This window comes from Paraburkholderia bannensis (assembly GCF_014200455.1).
Lineage (GTDB): Bacteria > Pseudomonadota > Gammaproteobacteria > Burkholderiales > Burkholderiaceae > Paraburkholderia > Paraburkholderia bannensis_A.
The window spans coordinates 187,119-209,204 of record NZ_JACHBW010000014.1 but is presented as its reverse complement, the minus strand read 5'-3'; the positions used below and the strand labels follow the sequence as shown (position 1 = coordinate 209,204).

The 22,086-nt window shown below is 64.0% G+C and carries 11 protein-coding genes; 2 read left to right on the top strand and 9 right to left on the bottom strand.

Annotated elements, in window-relative coordinates; genetic code table 11:
- Positions 1-37: 37 nt before the first annotated feature.
- Positions 38-862, top strand: coding sequence for an alpha/beta fold hydrolase (locus tag F4827_RS23520; RefSeq protein ID WP_183727639.1), 825 nt, complete (start codon positions 38-40; stop codon positions 860-862).
- Positions 863-997: 135 nt separating this feature from the next.
- Here F4827_RS23520 and F4827_RS23515 read toward each other — a convergent pair whose 3' ends face one another.
- The 4 genes from F4827_RS23515 to F4827_RS23500 form a co-directional block, all read right to left on the bottom strand.
- Complete coding sequence (locus F4827_RS23515) at positions 998-1,570, bottom strand: GNAT family N-acetyltransferase (RefSeq protein WP_183727333.1); 573 nt, start codon at positions 1,568-1,570, stop codon at positions 998-1,000.
- A gap of 148 nt (positions 1,571-1,718) precedes the next feature.
- Positions 1,719-2,852, bottom strand: a complete 1,134-nt coding sequence (locus F4827_RS23510; protein WP_183727335.1) for an alpha/beta fold hydrolase — start codon at positions 2,850-2,852, stop codon at positions 1,719-1,721.
- 57 nt (positions 2,853-2,909) lie between these two features.
- Positions 2,910-3,287, bottom strand: coding sequence for an aldo/keto reductase (locus F4827_RS23505; RefSeq protein ID WP_183727338.1), 378 nt, complete (start codon positions 3,285-3,287; stop codon positions 2,910-2,912).
- A gap of 15 nt (positions 3,288-3,302) precedes the next feature.
- Entirely contained in the window at positions 3,303-4,397 is a 1,095-nt protein-coding gene (locus tag F4827_RS23500) for an alpha/beta fold hydrolase (protein ID WP_221303784.1), read from the bottom strand.
- 226 nt (positions 4,398-4,623) lie between these two features.
- Between F4827_RS23500 and F4827_RS23495 the strand changes: the two genes are divergently transcribed.
- Positions 4,624-5,571, top strand: a complete 948-nt coding sequence (locus tag F4827_RS23495) for a GlxA family transcriptional regulator (RefSeq protein WP_183727643.1) — start codon at positions 4,624-4,626, stop codon at positions 5,569-5,571.
- Positions 5,572-6,109: 538 nt separating this feature from the next.
- Here the strand turns inward: F4827_RS23495 and F4827_RS23490 are convergent.
- The 5 genes from F4827_RS23490 to F4827_RS23470 all read right to left on the bottom strand — a co-directional run bounded on the left by F4827_RS23490 (position 6,110) and on the right by F4827_RS23470 (position 21,259).
- Positions 6,110-8,224 (bottom strand): HlyD family efflux transporter periplasmic adaptor subunit, encoded by a 2,115-nt coding sequence (locus tag F4827_RS23490; RefSeq protein WP_183727340.1) that lies wholly within the window; start codon positions 8,222-8,224, stop codon positions 6,110-6,112.
- A 97-nt stretch (positions 8,225-8,321) separates the two neighbouring features.
- Entirely contained in the window at positions 8,322-9,788 is a 1,467-nt protein-coding gene (locus F4827_RS23485; RefSeq protein WP_409258847.1) for an efflux RND transporter periplasmic adaptor subunit, read from the bottom strand.
- A gap of 7 nt (positions 9,789-9,795) precedes the next feature.
- Positions 9,796-10,608: an efflux RND transporter periplasmic adaptor subunit gene (locus F4827_RS23480; protein WP_183727344.1), complete on the bottom strand. Its 813-nt coding sequence runs from the start codon at positions 10,606-10,608 to the stop codon at positions 9,796-9,798.
- Complete coding sequence (locus F4827_RS23475) at positions 10,605-12,275, bottom strand: TolC family protein (protein WP_183727347.1); 1,671 nt, start codon at positions 12,273-12,275, stop codon at positions 10,605-10,607. The genes F4827_RS23480 and F4827_RS23475 overlap by 4 nt, the downstream gene beginning before the upstream one ends.
- Positions 12,272-21,259: a DUF4347 domain-containing protein gene (locus F4827_RS23470; RefSeq protein ID WP_183727349.1), complete on the bottom strand. Its 8,988-nt coding sequence runs from the start codon at positions 21,257-21,259 to the stop codon at positions 12,272-12,274. The genes F4827_RS23475 and F4827_RS23470 overlap by 4 nt, the downstream gene beginning before the upstream one ends.
- Positions 21,260-22,086: the final 827 nt, after the last annotated feature.

The following is a 22,086-nucleotide window of genomic DNA, read 5'->3' as shown; positions in this document are numbered from 1 at the left end:
CCGGTGCGAAGCGTTCCTTATCCAGAGAGTAAAGAAGATGACTGCAGAATTTACCCGCGCACAGTTCGTGTTTTCCGTCGATGAATCGAAGCTGGACGTTTCGGCTATCCGCCGGGACGGCGAGAAGGCGCCGATCCTGTTCCTGCACGGGTTTGGCTCAACCAAGGAAGACTACGCCGATATTGTCCGTCAGGCGCAATTCGCCGGTCATCCGTTCGTCGCATACGACGCGCCGGGTTGCGGCGAGACGCGTTGCGCCGAGCTCTCGAAGATCAGCATTCCGTTCCTCGTGGATACGGCGCTTGCGGTGCTGGAGCGAGCCGGATTCGAACGTTTTCATCTGGTTGGCCATTCGATGGGTGGCCTCACTGCGCTGATGCTTGCACATCGGCATCCGGAGCGCGTGATCAGCTTTGTCGATATTGAAGGCAACCTCGCACCGGAGGACTGCTTTCTCAGCCGGCAGATCATCGAGCACCCGCGCGATGATGCTCTGCGGTTTTTTGATGACTTCATCGAACGCGCGTTACACGCCCCGGCGTACGCGAGCGCGCTCTATTCGGCGAGCCTGCGTCACAAGGTACGTGCCGAAGCGGTTGGCGGCATCTTCCGGTCGATGGTCGACCTCTCTGACAACGGCAACCTGATGGCGAAGTTTCTCGGCCTGCCGTTTCCGCGGATGTTCATGTATGGCGAACAGAACTCATCGCTTTCCTACCTCGATCATATCCGCGAGCAGGGTGTCGAACTGGCTGAGATCCCGCACTGCGGACATTTCCCCATGTATTCAAATCCCGAGCTGATGTGGAAGGCCATTGCGTCGTTTCACCAGCGCGCAGGTTTTTTTTCGATCACGCGATGAGGTAAAGGCCTTTGTAGATTATTGGGTAGCGTAGGTTTCGTGCCTTATCGGCATGCCTACGCGCAGATTCAGGTAGCAGCGGCGGCGTCAAGAAAGCATTGGTAAGCGTGGCAAGGCGGGCGCGTTGACAAGAGATCAAACGTCCGCTGGGTTGATCAGTGAAGTCAGGACATGATCCGCCCAAACACCGTTTATTTTCAGGTATGCGCGAGCGATGCCTTCTTGCTCGAAGCCCAGCTTATTGAGCAACTGCGCGCTTCGCTTGTTCTCGGGTCGATAGTTCGCCATGACACGGTGTAGCCCAAGCTCGGCGAACATATACTGGATTGCAGTAGCGAGACATTCACGCATCAACCCACGCCCCTCATGATCATGCGCAATCGAGAAGCCAAGGTGACATGCCTGGAACGGCCCTCGTACGATGTTAGTAAAGTTGCAGTCGCCGATCAGTTGACCTTCCTCTTTGTCGAAAAACAACAGATGTATGGCAAGGCCAGCCGCGATTTGCTTTTCCATGGATTCGAGCCGTGCCTCAATCGACGGCAACGTGTAGAACGCTTCGGGCCGGGACGGCTCCCATGGCTGCAGATGTGCTCGATTAGCAATGCTATATCCCAGCAAAGCCGACACATGTTGACGACTCGCCGGCCGTAGCCACAAGCGCTCAGTGATCAGAACGCCTGACGGTTCGCTTAAAGCAGGTTTCATTGTTCGATTGACGGGGAGGAGAATCTGAAGACTCAAAGATAGCGCAGTCGAATTGATTCGTCGCTCTTGTCTTGCACTAGCGTTGCTTCAGCCAATCGACGAACGGGTTAATTTCGACGGGAAGACGTTCGCCCGGCCGGTCCACCTGCTACAACGCGCTCGTCTTAAGCCATGCACGAATCGCTTGGACGAGCTCCGCCTTGCGCTCAAGCGGAAGCCAGTGGCCAGCGGGCAGGTTCGTAACGGAGAGGGCGGCGCAAGCGCTACGCATGGGTTCTCCGAGGCGACTGCGGTTGATGTCGCAGATGGGATCCCAATCACCGTTGACGAACAAAACGGGCCGCCGTAGCCGGCCGCCCTGCGGCGCTGCGCGCGCGTAGGCAATGTTGGCGGCATCGTTCAGGTACCAGGCGTTGACCGAACGGAAGCCACTGACATCGAACGCATCGACCAGCGCGTCAAAGTCGGCAGGCGGCCAGAGCGCCGGATCGGGCGGTGTCGCCGGGGCGCGATGCGCTGAGCCATAACGCCCACCTTTTTCGGTGATCAAGGCGGAAGCAGAGACCTGGCCTGCAGAAGCAGGATTGCCGCGCCGAAAGAGCGACGCTAGCGTTGCCGGGGTGTCCGCCTCGAAATCGCTCACCGTCTGGCTGAAGTGCGTCAGGTAAAAGCGGAAGTAATCCCATTGCCCATCCGGATATCGGTCCGCAGGGTACAGCTGACGGTCGATCAGCGGCAAGAGATTGGGCAGCGCGAAGCCCTCGGGAAAGTAAGGGACTGAGATCAACACCACGCCGCAACTACGCGCCCCATGGTGCGCAGCGAGCGCTGCGGCCACAGGGCTTCCCCAGTCGTGGCCAACCCAGATTGCCGGGCGCGCCCCCAAATGGTCGTGGAGCTCGACCATGTCGTGGACAATCTCGTGCAAGGCATAGGCCTCGGTTGCGGCCGGCGCCGATGAGCCGCCATAGCCACGCATATCCGGTGCAACGCAGCGCCAGCCTTCGGATGCGAACGCCTCGATTTGTGCGCGCCACATCAGGCCGATCTCGGGCCAGCCATGGAGGAAGATCATCAACGGTCCATCGGCAGGGCCAGCCTCCAGGTAGCGCGTTGTGTGGCGCGGCGAGCTGAAGGTATGCACGGTCAGATCAGGGACGTTAGCTGCACTGGCGCCGACAACCACCGTGCCGCCGGCAGCCCCAGCACCAAAAACTGCTTTGCTCAACAACAGGCTTGCATCAAAGGCTGTTCCATTGGCGCGCGGCGTGCGGCGCGACATGGCTGAGATCAGGAGGTCTGGTTTAATCACGATTGATGATGGGAAAGTATGGCGGACTCACCTGTTCCGGGTCCGGTCCGCCTCGGTCGCCGGTGTCGGGCGCGCTGATTGCCTGAACTTCTTCCGACGCGAGTGCGATGTCGAAGATATCGATGTTCTCGGCAATCCGGCATGGTCGTAGCCGTTGTCGGTGATCCACACCTCGGTCGTCACGAAGACGTCCTCCCAAGGGACACCGGACGAGCGGATACCTTCTCCAACCTGCTGCTCGTTCATATAGGCCGCAGCGGTGTCGATCAGCCGATATCCATTTGCGACGGCCGATCTGACCGCGGCTACGGTTTTCTCAGGCTCGCTACGGAACACCCCAAGTCCGAATGCGGGCGTCTCAATTCCCTTGTTCAACCTGTACACGGGGCTTTTGCCTGTCACCATCGTGAAATCCGTTTCTCAGCTGGGCGTTACGGCGTGCAGGAACTTGACGAGTTGCTCATTGACCACATCAGGCGCTTCGTGTTGTACCCAGTGGCCCACATTGTCGAGTTCGAGACCGCCAATGAGACCTGGAACGCCGGAGCGCATCTGGTCCACGGTCAGCGGATAAAGCTCTTTCAAGCCATCTGCCTTGCCCCAGATGAAAAACGAAGGCTGCGTAATCCTGGCGTCCTTCCATGGAGCGGACAGGTAGAAGTACGGTTCAGCGGCCCGATAGTAATTCAGCGCACCGTGAAAGCCGGTGCGCTGAAATTCCGCTACGTTATGCGCAACGTAATCCGGATCTGCCCATGACGGTAACGGTCCGGGCGCCGCACGGTGAAGACTCCGTGCCGGATCCATAGGACTCCATCGCTCGTCTGCGGGAGCGGAGCCCGAGGCCCAGTACAGGATTCCCGGAATGGTCACCGTGGCGTCGGCCCAGATCTGATCGGCGTCCGCCCGGATCTGTTCGAACATGTAGAAGTCATCCTGGTGGCCGGACTTGCGCATCTTCTCGAAGACGCTGATATCCCCACGAGGAACGAACGGCACGCTCAGACAGAACACGGCCTTGAATCGGTCGGGACGCATCAATGCTGCTTGCCACACATGTGTTGCGCCCCAGTCGTGACCGACAAGGACAGCGTCCTGAACCTTCAATGCATCGAGCAGGCCCACAAGGTCGCCCACTGTTTGCAGCGGCGTGTACAAGCTGGGATCTGCCGGTGCCGAACTGCGTCCGTAGCCGCGCATATCAGGAGCAATTGCCCGAAATCCGGCAGACGCCACGGCTTTCATCTGCCGGCGCCACGTGTAGGAAGTGTCCGGAAACCCGTGGCAGAACAGTACGGCTGGCCCCTCTCCCTGTTCGGTTACGTGCAGGGTGATGCCATTGGTGTTGACGTCGTATTCCTTGATAGCGGATGCGCGTTCGGTATCAGGGCCTTGCGCCTGCGCCCCGCGATCCAGTAGCAGGCTCGCACCCAAAGCCATCCCGCTCGCGACGAACGCACGGCGCGAAATAGAGGGCACAAGAATAGACTCTGTTCCAGAGAGATTGCTTTCCATAGGGGTTTCTAGAATAGTCCGACGTAAGACTCGGGAATCCGCTAATGGTAGAAGCCCTCAACGCCGCGGAAAGGACGTATTTCCGACAATTCTGGCCATGCTGGCGCGGTCAGTCTTATCGGCATCGGGATCGCTCGTTAGACTCACAGCTCAGCAGGCGAAGGCTCGCGCCACGCGCCAGCTTGCAGGACGTAAGGTTATGGCCTGCTATTTTTCGGGACTTATCATGCTGCGCATTGGCTACATCGTCGTTCCAGGCTTCCAGGTCATGATTTTCGGCGGACTAACTGTGTTTGAGCTCGCAAACCGACTGACGAAGGAGCCGTACTACGAGATACGTCTGATATCTGAAAGCGGTGGACCGGTTCAAAGTTCTCTCGGATATTCCGTCATGACGGACAGTTTCGCTGAAGGGGGATTCGATACGGTGATCATCGGCGGCGTCATCACTGGCTCGCATATGGCGAGCGCCGGGCTGATTCAATATTTGAAAGGCGCCGTGAAAAACACCCGACGCGTTGCCTCAATGTGCACGGGCGCGTTCTTCCTGGCTCAGGCCGGTGTTCTGGACGATCGGCGCGCCACGACTCACTGGGCACACGCGCGCGAATTGCAAACGACGTATCCGAAGGTCAAAGTCGAAGAAGATCGGATCTTTATCGTGGACGGTCCGGTATGGACGTCCGCGGGCATGACTGCAGGGACCGATCTTGCGGTTTCGATGGTGGAAAGAGATCTTGGCGCAAAGGTAGCGCGAATTGTCGCCAAGCGAATGGTCATGTTCCATCGACGTGCCGGTGGACAGTTACAGCACTCCACACTGTTGGACCTCGATGCAAAAACTGACCGGATACAAACCGCGCTGGTCTACGCGAAAGGCAATTTGCACACCCCGCTGACAGTCGACAGGCTCGCTGAAGCCGCCAATCTGAGTGTGCGCCAATTCAGCCGTGCGTTTCGTGAGGAGACCGGACAATCACCGATGAAGGCTGTCGAGAACCTGCGGTTGGAAGCTGCGCGTCTCATGGTCGAGCAGGGCAGGTTGCCAATTGACGTCGTTGCGCGAGAAACGGGTTTTGCTGATCCAGACAGAATGCGCCGTGCGTTTCTGCGAGCGTTTGGTGAACCACCTCAGGCTATTCGCCGCAACGCGCGTGAGCACGCTGACAATTGAGGTATCAGCTACCTCTCATGAGCACGGCGCACAGTCGAGACTTGCCTATCAATCGAATGGTGCTTGGTGGCCGCACCGATACGCAGGATCGATCCCGTCCCAGTATGGGGTAGACGCTGGACTACAAAGCTCACTCCGTGACACAGCTACTTCCGCAACAATGTAAGTTCAGTTTTGTTATACAGCGGCGTGCCGGATCTTTAATCTCGATATAGGCGAAGGCGATTGCGCGGCAAAAACCGCCCTTCGCGCGTGCTCGGCGCAACTGATCTACGGTGAGCGATGCGTTGCCTGGTGTGGATCAGCCAGTGGCACGCAGAGGGCCATCGATGCGCGGCAGGCGACATCTCTTTTGATGTGAATCGTTGCGACGGCTTGACGGGGGAGCAGAGCGCGCTGGCTAAAGGACTAACTGCGCCGCCAATCCTGAGTTTGAGCGTGGGCGTAGCGGCCCGCCCGAGTGCAAGTGGGCGAGCCGGCATCGCAGCAACATCGCCTTCTCCCACCAAGACGCTCCGAACATTCCTTCCCCCTTCAATCAGAATCCCACCTCGCGCTGCAGGACCGCGGCGACAAAGCGCGCCCCTCGCCCCAGCCAGCTTTCCCGTCCTGCGCCTAACTGTGCCGTGCCGTTGATCTCGCGGCCGATACCGGTGTTGTCGTTGCAACTGCCCAGCCGCACCTGCCAGGTTGCCTGCAGCGGCACGAGGCGATGCGTTTTCGCGTCCTGCTCGGCCGGAATGGGACCGCCGTAAGTGCTCGCCACCGATGGCGCGTCTAGCGTGGCCACATTGACCTTGTCGATCGCATCGATACGGCAGCGACGCGCCGCGAGTTCGGGCAGGCTCGCCACGAACACCGCGGGTTGACCTGCCTTCAGGCGCGTGACGTCGTTCTCGCTGACATAGGCATCGGCCTTTACGCCGTCCGGGGCAATCAGGTCATACACACGTTCACCGCGTGGCAGCCAGGTGAGCGCCGCGGGCTGTTCGTCGGCGGCCTGCACGGTGCCGTCGAACGGCGCGCGCAGCGTGAGTTGCGCGATCTCGGCTTCCAGTCCCGCCACCGTTTGTCTCGCCGCATCCCAGCGGCGCGCCAGTGCAGTGCCTTGCTGTTGCAGCCGGTCGTCGAAGGGCTGCTGTTCGACTTCCCAGCGCAATTGCGCTTCGTTTGCCTTCGCTTCGGCCAGCCGGCCCTCCAGGTCGGGCGACACGAGCACGGCGAGCGTCTCGCCCGCGCGCACATGCTGGCCGTCCCGGGCGGGCGGCGGATTGGCAGCCAGATAGCCGGCTTCGACCGTATAAAGCCCTTGCGCGCGCAACGGTCCGAGCACAGCGGGTGCGCTCACGCCAGCATGCCAGGGCAGCACGAAGAACGCGACGAGGGCTGCACCAAGCAGCGCCGAACGTCGGGTTTCGCGGCGCCAGTGGAGTTCGTCGCGGCGTTGCCAGGTCAGATGCGCTTCACGCCAGATCGGCCGCGCGATGAACCAGCCAAATTCGACGCAGAACAGCAGCATTCCCAGCAGTTTGAAAAACGCGTGATACACCACGAGCGCGATCGACATGAACACGATCACGCGATACAGCCAGGTCGCAAACGAGAAGGCGATCAGGAACTGCCGCCTGGCCGCCGTGCAAGGTTCCGGCTGCGGATCGCCGAACCCGAACAGCCATTCGCGCAGCCACCAGCGCCCGAGCGCGAAGGCGCGGTCGTGCAGGTTCGGCATATCGAGCCAGTCCGAGAGCAGGAAGTAGCCGTCGAAACGCATGAACGGGCTCGCATTGATGGCGAGCGTGGCAATCCAGGTGGTGGTCGCGAGCATGAAGGCGCCCGCTCGCAGCGGGCCGTCGGGAAGCACGCTCCAGGCCAGCGTCGCCAGCGCTGCCAGCGCGATTTCGCTGAGCATGCCCGCCGCGCCGATCCACAGGCGCTGTCTGCGTCCGGGTACTTTCCAGGCTTCGGTCGTATCCGTGTAGAGCACCGGCACCATCACCAGCAGCGCCACGCCCATAGTCGGAACCCGGCAGCCGTAGCGCTGCGCCGTGAACGCATGCGCGAATTCGTGCAGCACCTTGGCGAAGCCCAGCGCGATGCCTACGCCAATCAATCCGCGCCAGTCCGCATAGCCGTGAAAGGTGTGGACGAATTCGTCCCAATGCCGCGAGGCCAGAAACAGCCCCAGCAGCGCGACGATCGCGACGCCCGTCCAGAAGGCGGGGCGGTACGCGAACGCGACATAGCGCGCGGTGCGGCGCAGAAACGCCATGGGATGCCAGAGTGGCACGCGGATCATCAGATAGTGCTTGAGCAGCCACATTGCCCGCGACGTGTGCTGCGCATCGGCGTGCTGCTGCAGGCGCGCGGTGTCCTGCGCATGAGTGGCGATCAGCAGGTTCTGCTGGCGCAACATGCGCACGAGTGCTTCGAGATCGTCGGGCGTGACGCAAAGCGTGGTCTCGCGGTTCACGCTTTCGACGATCGCGCGCGCATCGTCGAGCGGCCAGCGCGATAGCAGTTCGAAGGCCGGCCAGCCGATCTGGAAGAAGCGGTTCGCGGCCGGATCGTGCAGCATCCAGGTGGGCGCGCCATCGGGCGTCGCTGCGCCTGGCGTGAGCGTCAGTTCCTGACGCAACGGCGGAAGTCGGGACATGGTGCGGATTGAGGCTTCAGCGTTGGGTGACTACATAGGGCATTGGCGTGTGGCAACTTCGCATGGCAGCGGCGCATGACAGCGGCAGGCCGCGGCCTCACCAGCCGAGCCACTGGCGCGCGAGCGTCAGCGGGCGGCGCAGCACGTAGTAGATCGCCGGCACCCACGGCCCGCGGATGCGCGCCGTGCCCATCGCGCCAAGCGGCGCGTGCGTGTCGTCGGCGGCCAGCGTCGCGCGCACGCGGTAGGCGAGCACGCCCTCGGGCGTCGGTTCAGCGCGCCACGCGACCGAATCGATCGTCGCGTCGTAGCTCGATAGCGGCGAACTCTTCGGATAGAGCGTGAGGCGCGTGCCGGGCTTCACGTCGATGTTATCGGCAACAGGGAGCCACGCGGTGACTTCGACATGTGCCGGATCAGCGAGCACGAGAATCTTTTCGCCCACGGCGACAGCCTTGCCGGTCCATTCGTTTGGATCACTAAATACAGCCACGCCCGCGCGCGTGGCGCTCACGTTCACGCGCGCGAGCTGGCGCGCCGTGTAATCGAGTTCCACACGGCTCTGTTCGAGCTTGCCCTGGCGCTCGGCCATATCGAGGCGCGTGTGATCGTCGGTGACGGCAAGCTGCGCGGTCTGGCGCAATTCCTCCTGCGCGGTATCGAAGTCCTTGCGCGCGACCGCATAGCGCGACTGCAGCGTCGTGGCGTCGAGCCCGAAGAGCGGCGTGCCGCGCTGCACGGGCTGGTTCGGTTGCACGTACAAGTGATCGATCACGCCATCGAGCGGCGAACGCACGATAAAGGGGTCTTTCGGCGTGACCTCGGCGGGTGCGAGCACGGTCAGTCGCAGCGGAATCACACAGGCCACCGCCACGCTGATCAACACGCGGCGTTGCGTGCGCCCGGGTTTCAATACCGCGCGCAGCCGTTCGCGCCAGCTGGCGCGCGGCGCAAAGGCCTGAAATGCGTGTGCCCAGACCTGCCCCAGCTCGGTGAGCAGCGAGGCGTCGGTGGCGGTCCACGCCTCGTCGCGCGCGAACACCACGCCGCCTGCCGGATGCCCCGCGCGATCGGTGAGCGGCAGCCAGGCGCCGTGCGCGGGCCACCACGCGCTCCACTCGGCGGCGACGTGCGGCGCATCGGCCTGCAGATCGGCGGCGGTGAAGGTGCGCACCTGTGGGCGCGCGGGCAGCACGGCCGCGCCCTGGCCTTCGACGTGCGCCGCTGCGTGCTTTGGCGGCGCGTTGCGCAGACCGTTCGCGAGCGCCTTGCACAAGGCGTTCAGCCATTGCACGTATGGCGCGTTCGGGTCGCTTTGCGGCAGCCCGGAGACGGCGGCGACGTGACCTGGCGCGTCGCCGCGCCACCACGCCGCCTGCCGGTAAGGCACGAGCGCAAGCGTTTCGTTGACGATCGTGAAACCCAGCGTCGATTCGCTCGCCGCCTGGCGTGCACGGGCCGACAGTTGCCAGAGCAGCGCGAGCTGGTGAGCGTCGATGCGCGGCTGCGGTGGCGCTTCCTGAGCGGCTTTCTGGCCCGCTTCTTCGGCCGTGGATGTGTCCATCATTGCATCACCGCGCGAAGGTCGCCCATCCGCTCATGCCCGGCAGCAGCTCGGGCGCATTGCCGTTCAACGCCGCCGTCACATCGACGGTTTGCGTGACCGGATCGACGCGCGCACCAATGCGCGCGACCTTGGCCGGATAGGCCTTGCCGACTTCGTCGACCTGCACGTTCAGCGCGTGGCCCGGCTTGAGCCACACCAGCCATTTCGACGGCACGATCATCTTGAGTTCGAGATGACCCGTATCGACGATCGTAAGCAGTGGCTTGCCGGGTTCCGCGAACTGCTGGGGCGCGGCGCTGCGTTTCGACACGCGTCCGTCGAAGGGCGCGGCGATCGTGCACTTGCGCACCGTCGCCTGCATGTAGGCGACGTCGGCGGCGCTGGCTTTCTGCTTGGCCTGCGCCTGCTGGACGTCGAGATCGCCGATCGAGTGCAGCGCCTGGAGCTTGCGGTTGGTGGCGAGCAGATCGCGCGCGCCGTCGGCATCGGCCTGGGCTTTTTGCAACTGCGCGTGATAAAGCGAGCAGTCGAGCGCGACGAGCGTTTGCCCGGCGCGGAACGCGTCGCCGTCACGGAACGGCAGGGCGGCGATTTTCGCGGAGATCTCGCTCGACACGTCGACCTGATCGCGCGAGACGAGCTGGATGCGGGCGCGCGAGTCGGAGCTGTCCAGCGGGGCCGCGGCGTTCGCCGCGGGTGAGGCTGGCGCAGCATTGGGCACCGCAGCGGGCGCGGCCGCCGAAGCCGCGCCTGCCGCGACGAGCAGCGCCAGGGCAACGGCGCTGCGGGCATGCAAAAACGGCGTGAACTGCGTCATTTCGCTGCGACTCCTGCGGAAAGCGCTGCGGCGGTCAGCGTCGGGCCGGGCTGCACGGGCAGCGACATCGCCGGCGTGGCATCGACGCCGCGCGCGAGCCGGTCCCACTGCTGGCGCTCCGCGGCGATCGACTGTTCGAGCGCGGCCAGATCGTGACCACCGACGGCATCGGGCACCGGATCGAGACCGAGCGTCGCCAGCATCTGGCCGTATGCGCTCTCCAGTTCGCCGTAGCTCTGGTAGAGACGCAGCTCCGACATCATGGCCGCGGTCGCCACGCGAATTTCCTCAAGCTTGCCCTGGGCGTTCGCGATGGTCGCGTTGTGCGTGTGCTCCAGGATCTGCTGATCGACGTCATTGAGCTGCTTGAGCAGGTCGAACTGGCGCGTCCTGGCGGCCAGTTCGCTGCGCGCGACGTGGACCTGCGTGAGCACGGCCATGCTCAGCGCCATGCGCTGGACCTTGGCGACGTCGAGCTGTGCCTGCGCGGTGCCGTGAATCGACTTGTAGTTCAGCAGGTTCAGGAGATTCCAGCTCACGCTGATGCCCGCCGAGCGCCACGCGTTGTAGACGAGGAAGCTGTTGCTGTCGTAGTGCGCGCCGAGGCTGAACTCGATGCCGGGCAGCAGCTTGGCCATCGCCTTGTGGGTCTCGTTGACGCTGATGCGCTCGTTGTAGCTCGCCTCGACCAGTTCGGGGCGGCGCTGCAGCGCCATGTCTTCCATCTTCGGCATGGCCATGTCGAAGGCGGGCACGCTGAAGGCATCGGCGGGCGCGAGCGTGTAGTCCTGGCCCGGTTCGAGATTCATCAGCGACGCCAGACGCGGCTTGGCTTCTTCAAGCTGGTCGCGCACGGCTTCGAGCTGGCGCATCAGATCGAGCAGGGTGCGCTGATAGTTGAGCGTTTCGACCGGCGAGCGCAGACCTTGCGCCTGGGCGCTGCGTGAATCGTCAAGCGCGCTCTTCGCCTGATCGAGCAGCGGCCCGATGCGATCGCGCAGACGCTGTGCGCCCACGGCCTGCCAGTAAGCTTCGCGCACCTGCTGCATCATCAGCTGCACGACCTTGCGGCGGCGCTGTTCGAGCACCAGCACGTGGTCGGCCTGTTCCTTTGCTTCGAAGTAGCTCACGCCGAAATCGAGCACGTTCCACGACAGGCTCAGGTCCGCCGTGCGGTCATTCTGGTCGGTCGAGTACGACGGGATCAGCGACTGTTCGTTGGTGTAGAGACCTTGCGACGACGAAGCGAGGGGGTGATTGCGGTTGGTGTACCCGGCCTGCGCGGTGAGCTTCGGCAGCAGATCGAAGTTCGACAGGTCGAGCTGATGCTGTGCGAGCGCCTCTTCCATCATCTTCAGACGATGGTCGAGGTTGTAGCGGATCGCGCGCGCCATCGCTTCGTCGAGCGTGATCGGGCCGCTCACGGGTTGCTGGTTGGCGAACATCGTCGTGCGGTCGGCGCGGGCGGTTTCGGCGCGCTCGGCGTCGGTGAAAGGCGTGGGCTTGATCGCGCAGCCAGACAGCCACAGAACGGCAACGGCAACCGCGAGCAGGGCGGGACGCGGCATGCGTCCCGTAGGCGATGTTTTTTTCACTTCGTCGGGTCTCTTCGAAAAAGTAGCGAGTTGCGTAAAAGTAGTGATGGGCGAAACGAATGCGGATTTCATGAGCGGCGCGCCGTGTTCGCGGCAGCCGCCGTGTCGTCGCGGGCGACGTGCAGCGCCGCGCGCGCCTGGGCGAACTGGGCGGCAAGCGAGGCTTTGGCCGCAGGAACGTCGGCGTGCGGCGCGTGCGGCACGGATGGCGTTGCGGCATGGCCCGTGGCGTTGCCTTGCGCGGGTTTTGCGGCGTGTGCGGTATCGAAGCGGATCACGATTTCGCGGCTCGTGACGTTGCCCGCCGCGTCGCGCACCTGCATCACCACGCGCACTTCGCGCACGCCCGCGGGCGGCGTGCCGGTGAGGACGCCGTGCGCCGCGTCGTAATGCAACCAGGCGGGCAGCCCGGCGCCATTGGCGAGCGTGAGCGTGATGTTGGCCGCTTCTCCGGCGTGCGCGTCGGACGTCAGCGGCGCGACATTCAGCGTGAAGCCGCCGCTGGCGGCGCGCAGCGGATGGACGTCGATGGCTGGCTGCGTATGCGCACTGACGGGCGCCGTATCGGTGGCAGTCGGCACGATCGAATCGAGGTGATCGACGCGGGTATGGCCCAACGAATCCGCGTGGATGCCGGCCGTCGAGAACGTGAAGGTCGGCGGCGCGACGATGGTGCCGACCGGCACGCGTGACGCCGCGCCGGTCAACACGATTAGCGGGTTCGCGACGCCATCTTCGCGGCCGGTCAGGCCGGAGAGGATCAGCGGATCGGTGCGCGTCGTGCCGGTCACGGGCGGCGGCGTGACGTCCTGGGGCGCAGCGCTGGTGGCGCTTTCCTGCGGCAGGATTGGTGTGCCGACTGGTTGCGGGACGCCCACGATGTTCACCGTGCGCGTGGCCACGGCGCTCGTGCTGCTCGCGTCGGCGATCGTGAAGACGAGCGTGCGCGTGCCGTTGCTGTGCTCGGCCTGAGTGTCGCGGTAGGTTACTGCGGCGAGCGCGGCCTGCCACTGCGCGAGGGTCGCCGTTGAGTTCGCTGAGGTGAGCGTGAGCGTGCCGGTTGCGGCGTTGTAGTTTGCGGCAATGTCGCCCGTCGCCGCGCTCGATGCAAAGGCCAGGACGTCGTGCTGGGCGTCGAACGCGCCGCTGAAGGCAACCGTGGCCGAGGTGGGCGGCGTGGTGTTGCGGTCGGTCAGCGTGATGTTGTCGCCGACGGTGATCGTCGCGGTGGCCTTGCCGCTTGCGGTGTAGCTCAGCGTGTCGCTACCCGTGTCGATCAGCAAGGTCTGGTGCGTGGCCGCGACGGTGACGTCACGCATGAGGGCGGTGCTGTTCTTCACGCCATCGTTGACGCTGAAACTGATCGTGCGCGTGGCGGTGTCGGGTGTGATCGCCGTATCGGTGTAGGTGATCGAGCGCAGCGCGTTTTGCCATTGCGCCAGCGTGGCCGATGCGCCCGCCGAAGTCAGCGTGAGCGTGCCGTGCGTTGCGTCGTAGCTCGCGGTGATGTTGCCCATCGTCGTGCCGTCGTTCACGAACGAGAGCACGTCTTCGCCAGCATGGAAACCCGCGCCAATCTGCACGGTAGCCGAAGCCAGCGTCGTATTGTCACGATCCGAAAGCGTGATGCCCGTGTCGACGATAACCGGCGTTGACGGTGCATTGTCGGCTGCGACGAACGATGCCGAACCTGTGCTGCTTGTGGCGATAACCGGCGTCTGATCCGTATCCGTCACGGTTACGCTGCGTGAAATCTCCGTGCTCGACTTCACTCCATCGTTGACGCTGAAACTGATCGTGCGCGTGGCGGTGTCAGGCGTGATCGCCGTATCGGTGTAGGTGATCGAGCGCAGCGCGTTTTGCCATTGCGCCAGCGTGGCCGACGCGCCCGCCGAAGTCAGCGTGAGCGTGCCGTGCGTTGCGTCGTAGCTCGCGGTGATGTTGCCCATCGTCGTGCCGTCGTTCACGAACGAGAGCACGTCTTCGCCAGCATGGAAACCCGCGCCAATCTGCACGGTAGCCGAAGCCAGCGTCGTATTGTCACGATCCGAAAGCGTGATGCCCGTGTCGATAGCCACCGGTGTCGAAGCGACGTTATCGCCCGCAACGAGGGAGACCGAACCCGTACTCCCCGACGAAATCAGCGGTGTTTGATCGATTGCGGCGACGCTGACATTGCGCGTATGGGCGGCGCTCGATTTCTCGCCATCACTCACGCTGAAATTCATCGCGCGCGTGGCCGTATTGGGCGTAATCGCGGTATCGATATACGTGACTGAGCGCAGCGCGTTTTGCCACTGAGCGAGCGTGGCCGTCGCGCCCGCCGAAGTCAGCGTGAGCGCGCCGTGCGTCGCATCGTAGCTCGCGGTGATATTGCCCATCGTCGCGCCGTCGTTCACGAACGAGAGCACGTCTTCGCCAGCATGGAAACCCGCGCCAATCTGCACGGTCGCCGATGCGAGCGTCGCGTTGTCGCGGTCGCTCAGAACGATGCCCGAATCGATTGTGACGGGCGTCGACGGGCCGTTGTCGGCAGAGACGAACGAGGCCGAGCCGCCGTTCGTGGAGTTCACGATCGGCGTCTGGTCGGTGTCGGCTACCGTGACATCGCGCGAATACGCAGCGCTCGTCTTCGTGCCGTCGCTGACGGTAAAGCCGACGGTGCGCGTCACAGCCGTGGGCGTGATCGCCGTATCGGTATAGGTGACGGCGCGCAGCGCGTTCTGCCATTGCAGCTGCGTGGCGGTCGAATCGGCCGAGGTCAGCGTGAGCGTGCCGTGCACCGCGTCGTAGGTCGCCGTGATGTTGCCCATCGTCGAGCCGTCGTTGATGAAGCCAAGCACATCCTGGCCGATGTGGAAGCCGCTTCCGATCTGCACGGTGGCCGAAGCCAGCGTGTTGTTGTCGAGATCGCTGAGCAAGAGGTTGCTGTCGATCGCGACTGGCGTGGACACGGTGTTGTCCCCCGCCACGAAATTGGCCGCGCCCGTGCTGCCCGTCGAGATCAGCGGGGTCTGGTCAGTAGCGGCCACGGTGACGTCGCGTGTGAGCGCAGCGCTGTGCTTCACGCCATCGTTGACCACAAAGCCGATGGAGCGTGTGGTCGTATCGGGCGTGACCGCCGTATCCGTGTAGGTGACAGCGCGCAATGCCGCCTGCCATTGGCCGAGCGTGGCGCTGGCGTTCTGGGAAGTCAGCGTGAGCGTACCGTTCACGGCGTCGTAGCTGGCCGTGATGTTGCCCATCGTGCCGTCGTTGGTGAAGCTGAGTATGTCCTCACCGGCGTGGAAGCCGGCGCCGATCTGCACGGTCGCGCAAGCCAGCGTCGTGTTGTCGGCGTCCCCGAGCGCGATGCCATCGTCGATCACGACCGGCGTCGAAGGCGCATTGTCCGCGGCCACGAACGCGGCGCTGCCGGTGCTGCTGGTGGAGATCAGCGGCGTCTGGTCGGTGTCGGCCACGCTCACGTCGCGAGAGTAGACGGCGCTCGTCTTCACGTTGTCGTTGACGGTGAAATCGATGGTACGCGTGGTCGTGTCCGGCGTGATCGCCGTATCGAGATAGGTGATCGAGCGCAACGCGGCCTGCCACTGCGCGAGGGTGGCCGTGTGATTCTGTGAGGTCAGCGTGAGCGTGCCGGTGGTCGGGGCGTAGGTCCCGCCGATGTTGCCCATCGTGCCGTCGTTGATGAACGTGAGCACGTCCTCGCCGGCATGGAAGCCGGCGCCGATCTGCACGGTGGCCGACGCCAGCGTGCCGTTGTCGAGATCGGACAGGGTGATGCCGGTGTCGATCGCGACCGGCGTGGAGGCCACGTTGTCGCCAGCCACAAACGTGGTCGAACCGGTGCTGTTGGTCGAGATCACCGGCGTCTGGTCGGTGTCGGTCACGCTGACGGTACGCGTCAGGACACCGCTCGATTTTGTGCCGTCGCTGATGGTGAACCCGATGGAGCGCTGCGTGTTGTCGGGCGTGATGGCCGTGTCCGTGTAGGTGACCGCGCGCAGCGCGTTCTGCCACTGGAGCCGGGTGGCGCCCGAATCGGCCGAGGCGAGCGTGAGCGTGCCGTGGATGGCGTCGTAGCTGGCCGTGATGTTGCCCATCGTGAGGCCGTCGTTGACGAAGCCGAGCAGGTCCTCGCCAGCGTTGAAACCCGCGCCGATCTGCACGGTGGCCGAGGCCAGCGTGGGGCTGTCGAGGTCGGCGAGCACGATGCTGGTGTCGATCGCCACCGGCGTGGACACCGCGTTGTCGGCCGCCACGAAGGAGGCGCTGCCGGTGCTGCTGGTGGACAGCAGCGGCGTCTGGTCGGTTTGCGAGACCGTGATGAGGCGCGTCAGCACGTTGCTGAACTGCGGACCGGCGTTCACCGCCAGGCTGACGGTGCGCGTGGCGCTGTTCGGCGTGACGAGCGTATCCGTGTAGGTGACGTTGCGCAGCGCGGCCTGCCATTGCGCAAGCGTGGCCGAGCCGTCGCTCGAAATCAGCGTGAGCACGCCGCTCAACGAGTTGTAGCTGCCGGTGATGTTGCCCATCGTGAGGCCATCGTTGACGAACGAGAGCTGGTCCTCGCCGCTGTGCAGGTTGCCCGTGATGGCGAACACCGCGCTGTCGACCACGTTGCCGAGCGGGTCCGCGATCGTCAGGTTCGGATCGACCACCACTGGCGTCGCGCTGGTGTTGTCGCCGGCCACGAAGCTCACGCTGCCGGTGCTGGTCGTACCCAGCGGCGGGGCGGAGCTGATCACGTTCACGCTGTAGTCGATCGGAGCACTCGTCTTCACGCCGTCGCTGATGGTGATGCTGAGCGTGCGCGTGCCGATCGGTGCGTCGGCGGCAGTCGAGAACTGCAGATGGTCGAGCACCGTCTGCCATTGCGCGAGGGTGCCGCCGCTAGAGGTGATCGTCAGCGTGCCGCTGGTGCCGTCGTAGTTGAGGGTCATGCCGTTGGTCAGCGTCGACGTCGGCAGGCTGAAGCCGAGCGTGTCGCCGCTCTGCAGCCCCGAGGTGATCTGCACCGTGAGCGTCATCGAGACCAGCGTCGAGCCGCTCGCGTTCAGGTCGGTTAGCGTGATGCCGCTGTCGATCGAGGTGGCGGCCTGGCCGGGCAGCCAGGTCAGACTGTTGCGCGAGGCCCCGAGCACCGGCGTCTGGTGCGTCGCATCCACTACGACGACCTTGCTCGAACCGATGCTCGATTTCGTGCCGTCGTTGGCGCTGAAGGTGATGACGCGGTTCGCGGTCTGCGGCACGGCGGCCGTGTCCGTATAAGTGACCGAGCGAAGCGCGGCCTGCCACTGCGCGGTGGTCGAGGCGCCCGCCGAGGTCAGCGTGAGCACGCCGGTGCCGGAATTGAAGGCCGCCTGGATGTCGCCGAACGAGCCGCTGCCGAGCGCCAGCACATCTTCGCCGCCATGGAAGTTGCCGGTGATCGCCACGGTGGCCGATGTCATGGTCGGCGAATCGGCATCGGTCAGCGTCACACCGGCGTCGACCACGACGGGCGTGGAGCTCGCGTTGTCGGCCGAGGTGAAGGTCGTTGTACCGCTGCTGTCGGTGACGACTGGCGATTGGTCGGTCAGCACCATGTTGATCGAGCGCTGGAAGCCGTCGCTGGTCTTCACGCCGTCGCTGACGGAAAAGCTGATGACACGCTGCGTGCCGGAGGGCGCCGAGGCGGCGTCCGTGAATCTGATCGAGCGCAGCGCGGCCTGCCATTGCGCGAGGGTGGCCGAGCCGCTCGACGAGGTGAGCACCAGCACGCCGTTCCAGTACGCGCTCGTGATGTTGCCCATCGTCGAGCCGTCATTGGTGAACAGCAGGGCGTCGCCGTTGGCATCGTAGCCGCTGCTAATCACGATACTCGCTTGCGACAGCGTGCTGTTGTCGCGATCGGACACCGTGATGGCGGGATCGATCACGATGGGCGTGGAGGCGGTGTTGTTGCCCTGCGTGAACGTCGTGTGGCCCGACGAGCCGACGATGAGCGGCGTCTGATCCGTATCGGCAACCGTCACGGTGGAGGTGGCCGCCGTGCTGGTCCTGGTGCCGTCGCTCACCACGAAGCTGACGGTGCGCGAGCTGTTGCCCGGCGTGATGGCCGTCGAGTCGTAGGTGACGGCTTGCAGCGCGTTCTGCCATTGGGCAAGTGTGGCCTGGTTGCCCGACGAGCTCAGCGTCAGCACGCCGTTCGCGTAGATGGCCGAGATGTTGCCGTACAGCGCGGTGTTGTTGTTGTTGAACGCGAGGACGTCGGTGGCCTCGTAGTGTGCCGTGATGGAGATCACGGCCTGCTGCAGCGGGCCGCCGTCCAGGTCGGCCACGGTGATGGCGTTGTTGACCGCGACCGGCGTGGAGGCGGCGTTGTCGCCCGCGACGAACGCGGAGCTGTTGCCGCCGCCGCCGAGCACCGGCGTCTGGTCCGTGGCCGTCACGGCCACGGTGCGCGTGGCGATCGAGCTGGTCAGCGTGCCGTCGTTGATCTGGAAGCTGACCGTGCGGTTGGCGGTCGACGGCGTGATCAGGTCGCTCGTGAAGCTGACCGAGGCGAGCGCGTTCTGCCATTGGAGCAGCGACGCGCCGCCGGATGCGGTCAGCGTCAGAATGCCCGTGCCGCTGTCGTAGACGCCGCTGATGTTGCCCATCGTCGACGGATTGCTGACGAACACCAGCTCGTCGTGGCCGATCTGGAAGTTGCCGGTGATCGAGACCGTCGCGCTGGCCAGCGTGGAGCTGTTGCCGTCGGCGAGCAGGATGCCCGGGTCGACCGCGACCGGCGTGGAGGCGGCGTTGTCGCCGCTCACGAACTGGGCCGAGCCGATGTCGGTGCTGACTGTGGGGCCCAGCGTGACCACCATGCTGTGGTGCAGCAGCGCGCTGGTCTTGGTGCCGTCGCTCACCGAGAACGTGATGTCGCGGGTGCCGCCCGACGAGCCCGTCGGGCTCGAGAACGTGACGGCATCGAACGCGTTCTGCCATTGCGCGACGGTGGCGTTGTTGGATACCGATGTCAGCGTGAGCTTGTGCAAGCTCGAGTCGTAGCTGCCGACGATGTCGCCGTACAGCGTCGCGCTCGAATTGCTGAACGCGAGCGTGTCGCCCGACGTGTAGCCGCTTGCGATCGAGACGGTGCCCGTGGTCAGCTTCGGGGTGTCGGCGTCGCTGACGTGCAGGTTGGAGTCGATCGCGACCGGGGACGTGCCGGCGATATAGCTGGTGCTGGCCGCGCCGCCCTCCGTCACGAGCGGCGTCTGGTCGGTTGCGGTGATGGTGACGGTGCGCGTGGCCACGTTGCTTGTGTTCACGCCGTCGTTGAATGCGAACGACACGGAGCGCGTGGTGGTCGAGAGGCTGGGCGAGGTCTGCGTGCTGAAGTACGTGATCGACCGCAGCGCGGCCTGCCAACTGGCGAGGCTCGGCGAGCCGCTGCCGGTCAGCAGCAGGATCCCGGTAGCGCTGTTGTAGCTGCCGCTGATGCCGTTTTGCGCCACGAACGACAACTGGTCGCCGCTCTGGACGTTGGTGATGCGCACCGTGGCGCTGCTGGCCGAGGACGAACCAGGGTCGGTGAGCGTGATGCCGGGGTCCACCGCTACTGCCGTGCCGCCCACGCCGTTGTCGCTCGACACCCAGGACGCGCTGCCGCTGGAGGCGGTCACGCTCGGGCCGCTGTCGATATAGGCGAGGTTGTTCAGCGTGGGCTCGAAGCTGCCCGTGTCGTTCTGGTCGATCAGCGAGAACGAGACGATGTTGTTGAACGCGGTGCCGAGCTGGTTCTGGTTCGACACGGTGCCCTCGAAGCCGCCTACCACGGCTGTGGCGAGCTGGATCATCGAGCTCTTCGAACCGTTGGCGTAGTTGGCCTGGATGTACAGGTCGCCGTTGAACGAGCTCAGATCGAAGCTCTGCAGGCTGAACAGGTGGCCGTTGGCGAGCGAGATCGTGACGTTGCGCATCGTCGAGGCGCCGTCAGCATTGATTTCCAGCACGCCGTCGGTGGGTGAGTTGGAAATGTCGCTCGGGAATGGCCAGTTCGACGCGTTATAGGCGTAGGTGTTGCTGGGCTGGTCGAACGTGTAGACAAGCCCGTCGAGCGTGAACTGTGACTGGCCGACCGCCGCGAAGTTGTTGGCCGCCGCGCTGTCGTAGGTTTCCGTCGTCACGCCGAGCAGCTCGTTGAACTGCGACTGGGCGCTGGCCGATTCGTTCAGCGCGGTGTGCACCGTGCCCACCTGGTATTCGAGCGTCCAGTCGCCGCCGAGCGCGTTTGCGCCGGTCGCATTGGTCGAGGCCGCCACGTTCAGATGCGTGATCGCAGCGATCTGCTGCACGAGCGCCTGGCCGTCGGCCTGCTGCGCCAGATCGCAGCCGTAGATCAGGAAGTCGCCGCCCGGCTTCATCGCCGCGCCAATCTGCGCGAGCTCGCTGCGATAGGCGGAAATGTCGGACGTGTTCAGCCAGGCCGAACCAGCTTGCACGAGACCGTCGGAGCCGTGCGAAATCAGGCTGATCGAACCCACACCCTGATGCAATTGCAGATATTGCGCGATCTGCGCGAAGCCGTCGGTACTGGCGTTGAGCACGACGTACTGCGTACCGGCGGGCAGGCCTGCGATCAGCGTCTGGTAGTTCGCCACGCTCGGGTCGATGAACACCACCTCGGTCTGGCCGGTGGCTGTCATGCCGCTCGTGTCAGCCGCGGTGTCGCGCGGTGTCTGTCCGGCGTGCGGATTGACGCGGCCATCGTCGGTCTTTGCGTGGCGACCGGAGGCGTGCGAGTCCTGCGTGGTCTGCGCTGCGGCGTTCGATTGCTGGCCGCTGTTCTGGCTCGCAGGCGTGGCGTTGATCGAGCCGCTATCCGTTTGTGTTTCGGTGCTGCGATGCGTGTCGGTGTGTTCGTGTTGATGCGCGTGCGGCTGCACGGCGACGGCTGCGACCGACGCGTCATAGACGACGCGCGGTTCCAGCGCGAGCAGAAGGGGCGAGGCCGTGACGCTCGGGCCGCGTCGGTGAGTGTTGGCCTCACGGCGCGCGAACCAGTGCTTGAGAATCTTCATGACGTGTCTCTCCATGCGGCGCCCGTCCAGGTGCCGCGCTGGCCCCGCCTGGTTCCTGTGGATGACCCGGCAAGGCTTGACGCTGAATGTAGTGGCTTGACGCGGTGTGTCGCGTGCTCAGGAATCGAGCGGCGCGCGGCCTGATCGCGTAATCGACGCAAGGGGTGCAATCGGCGCAAACAACGCAATCGGCGGGATCAAAAGCGCAATGCCGGCATGGCCTGCGCGGATCGCATCTGCTGCGAACCGCATACGCTGGCTTACCGGTCGTGGGCGGCGGCGCGCGGCAGCGTGCGCGCGTGGGCGCAACACGGCGCGATGACTCGCGTGCGCGTGCGAAAGCGTTTGAGCGAGCTCCTGCTTTGGCTCGTCATGAATAGACAGCACTGACACGTCGTTCCCCAGGCTTTGTTCTTCCGGCCGCTGTTGACTGCTTGTTATGTTGCTAGCGGACGTTCTGTTTCTTCGTTCGGTGCGATGCGACCTGGCTCAGGACCGCAAGCGCATTCGTTTTCGTTTTACTGAATTGCATTCACAGAATATCTCCGTGATTTTTCATGCGAGTCTAGTCCCTCGACGACTGCTTCGATCATGTTTACGTCAATGAGAGGATTTCCTGTACCCCTGATTGGCTGTTAAACACTACTTTTTTGATTTTTTTTGTATGACAAAAATAATTTAATCCTGTCGCGCATAGAAACCAGCCTCGTCCGCGCCGACCCGCAAACAGCCAGCCAGACGAAAAACGTGGAAAAAAGCTGGCAGGATGCTAGCTAAATGTTGCAATGGCAGCAACAGGATTTAATGCATGGCGAGTTAATTCTTTA

Bases quoted from the DNA above. Each gene is read 5' to 3' on its own strand.
- F4827_RS23520 (WP_183727639.1), top strand. From the start codon at position 38: ATGACTGCAGAATTTACCCGCGCACAGTTCGTGTTTTCCGTCGATGAA.
- F4827_RS23515 (WP_183727333.1), bottom strand. From the start codon at position 1,570: ATGAAACCTGCTTTAAGCGAACCGTCAGGCGTTCTGATCACTGAGCGC.
- F4827_RS23510 (WP_183727335.1), bottom strand. From the start codon at position 2,852: ATGTCGCGCCGCACGCCGCGCGCCAATGGAACAGCCTTTGATGCAAGC.
- F4827_RS23505 (WP_183727338.1), bottom strand. From the start codon at position 3,287: ATGGTGACAGGCAAAAGCCCCGTGTACAGGTTGAACAAGGGAATTGAG.
- F4827_RS23500 (WP_221303784.1), bottom strand. From the start codon at position 4,397: ATGGAAAGCAATCTCTCTGGAACAGAGTCTATTCTTGTGCCCTCTATT.
- F4827_RS23495 (WP_183727643.1), top strand. From the start codon at position 4,624: ATGCTGCGCATTGGCTACATCGTCGTTCCAGGCTTCCAGGTCATGATT.
- F4827_RS23490 (WP_183727340.1), bottom strand. From the start codon at position 8,224: ATGTCCCGACTTCCGCCGTTGCGTCAGGAACTGACGCTCACGCCAGGC.
- F4827_RS23485 (WP_409258847.1), bottom strand. From the start codon at position 9,788: ATGGACACATCCACGGCCGAAGAAGCGGGCCAGAAAGCCGCTCAGGAA.
- F4827_RS23480 (WP_183727344.1), bottom strand. From the start codon at position 10,608: ATGACGCAGTTCACGCCGTTTTTGCATGCCCGCAGCGCCGTTGCCCTG.
- F4827_RS23475 (WP_183727347.1), bottom strand. From the start codon at position 12,275: ATGAAATCCGCATTCGTTTCGCCCATCACTACTTTTACGCAACTCGCT.
- F4827_RS23470 (WP_183727349.1), bottom strand. From the start codon at position 21,259: ATGAAGATTCTCAAGCACTGGTTCGCGCGCCGTGAGGCCAACACTCAC.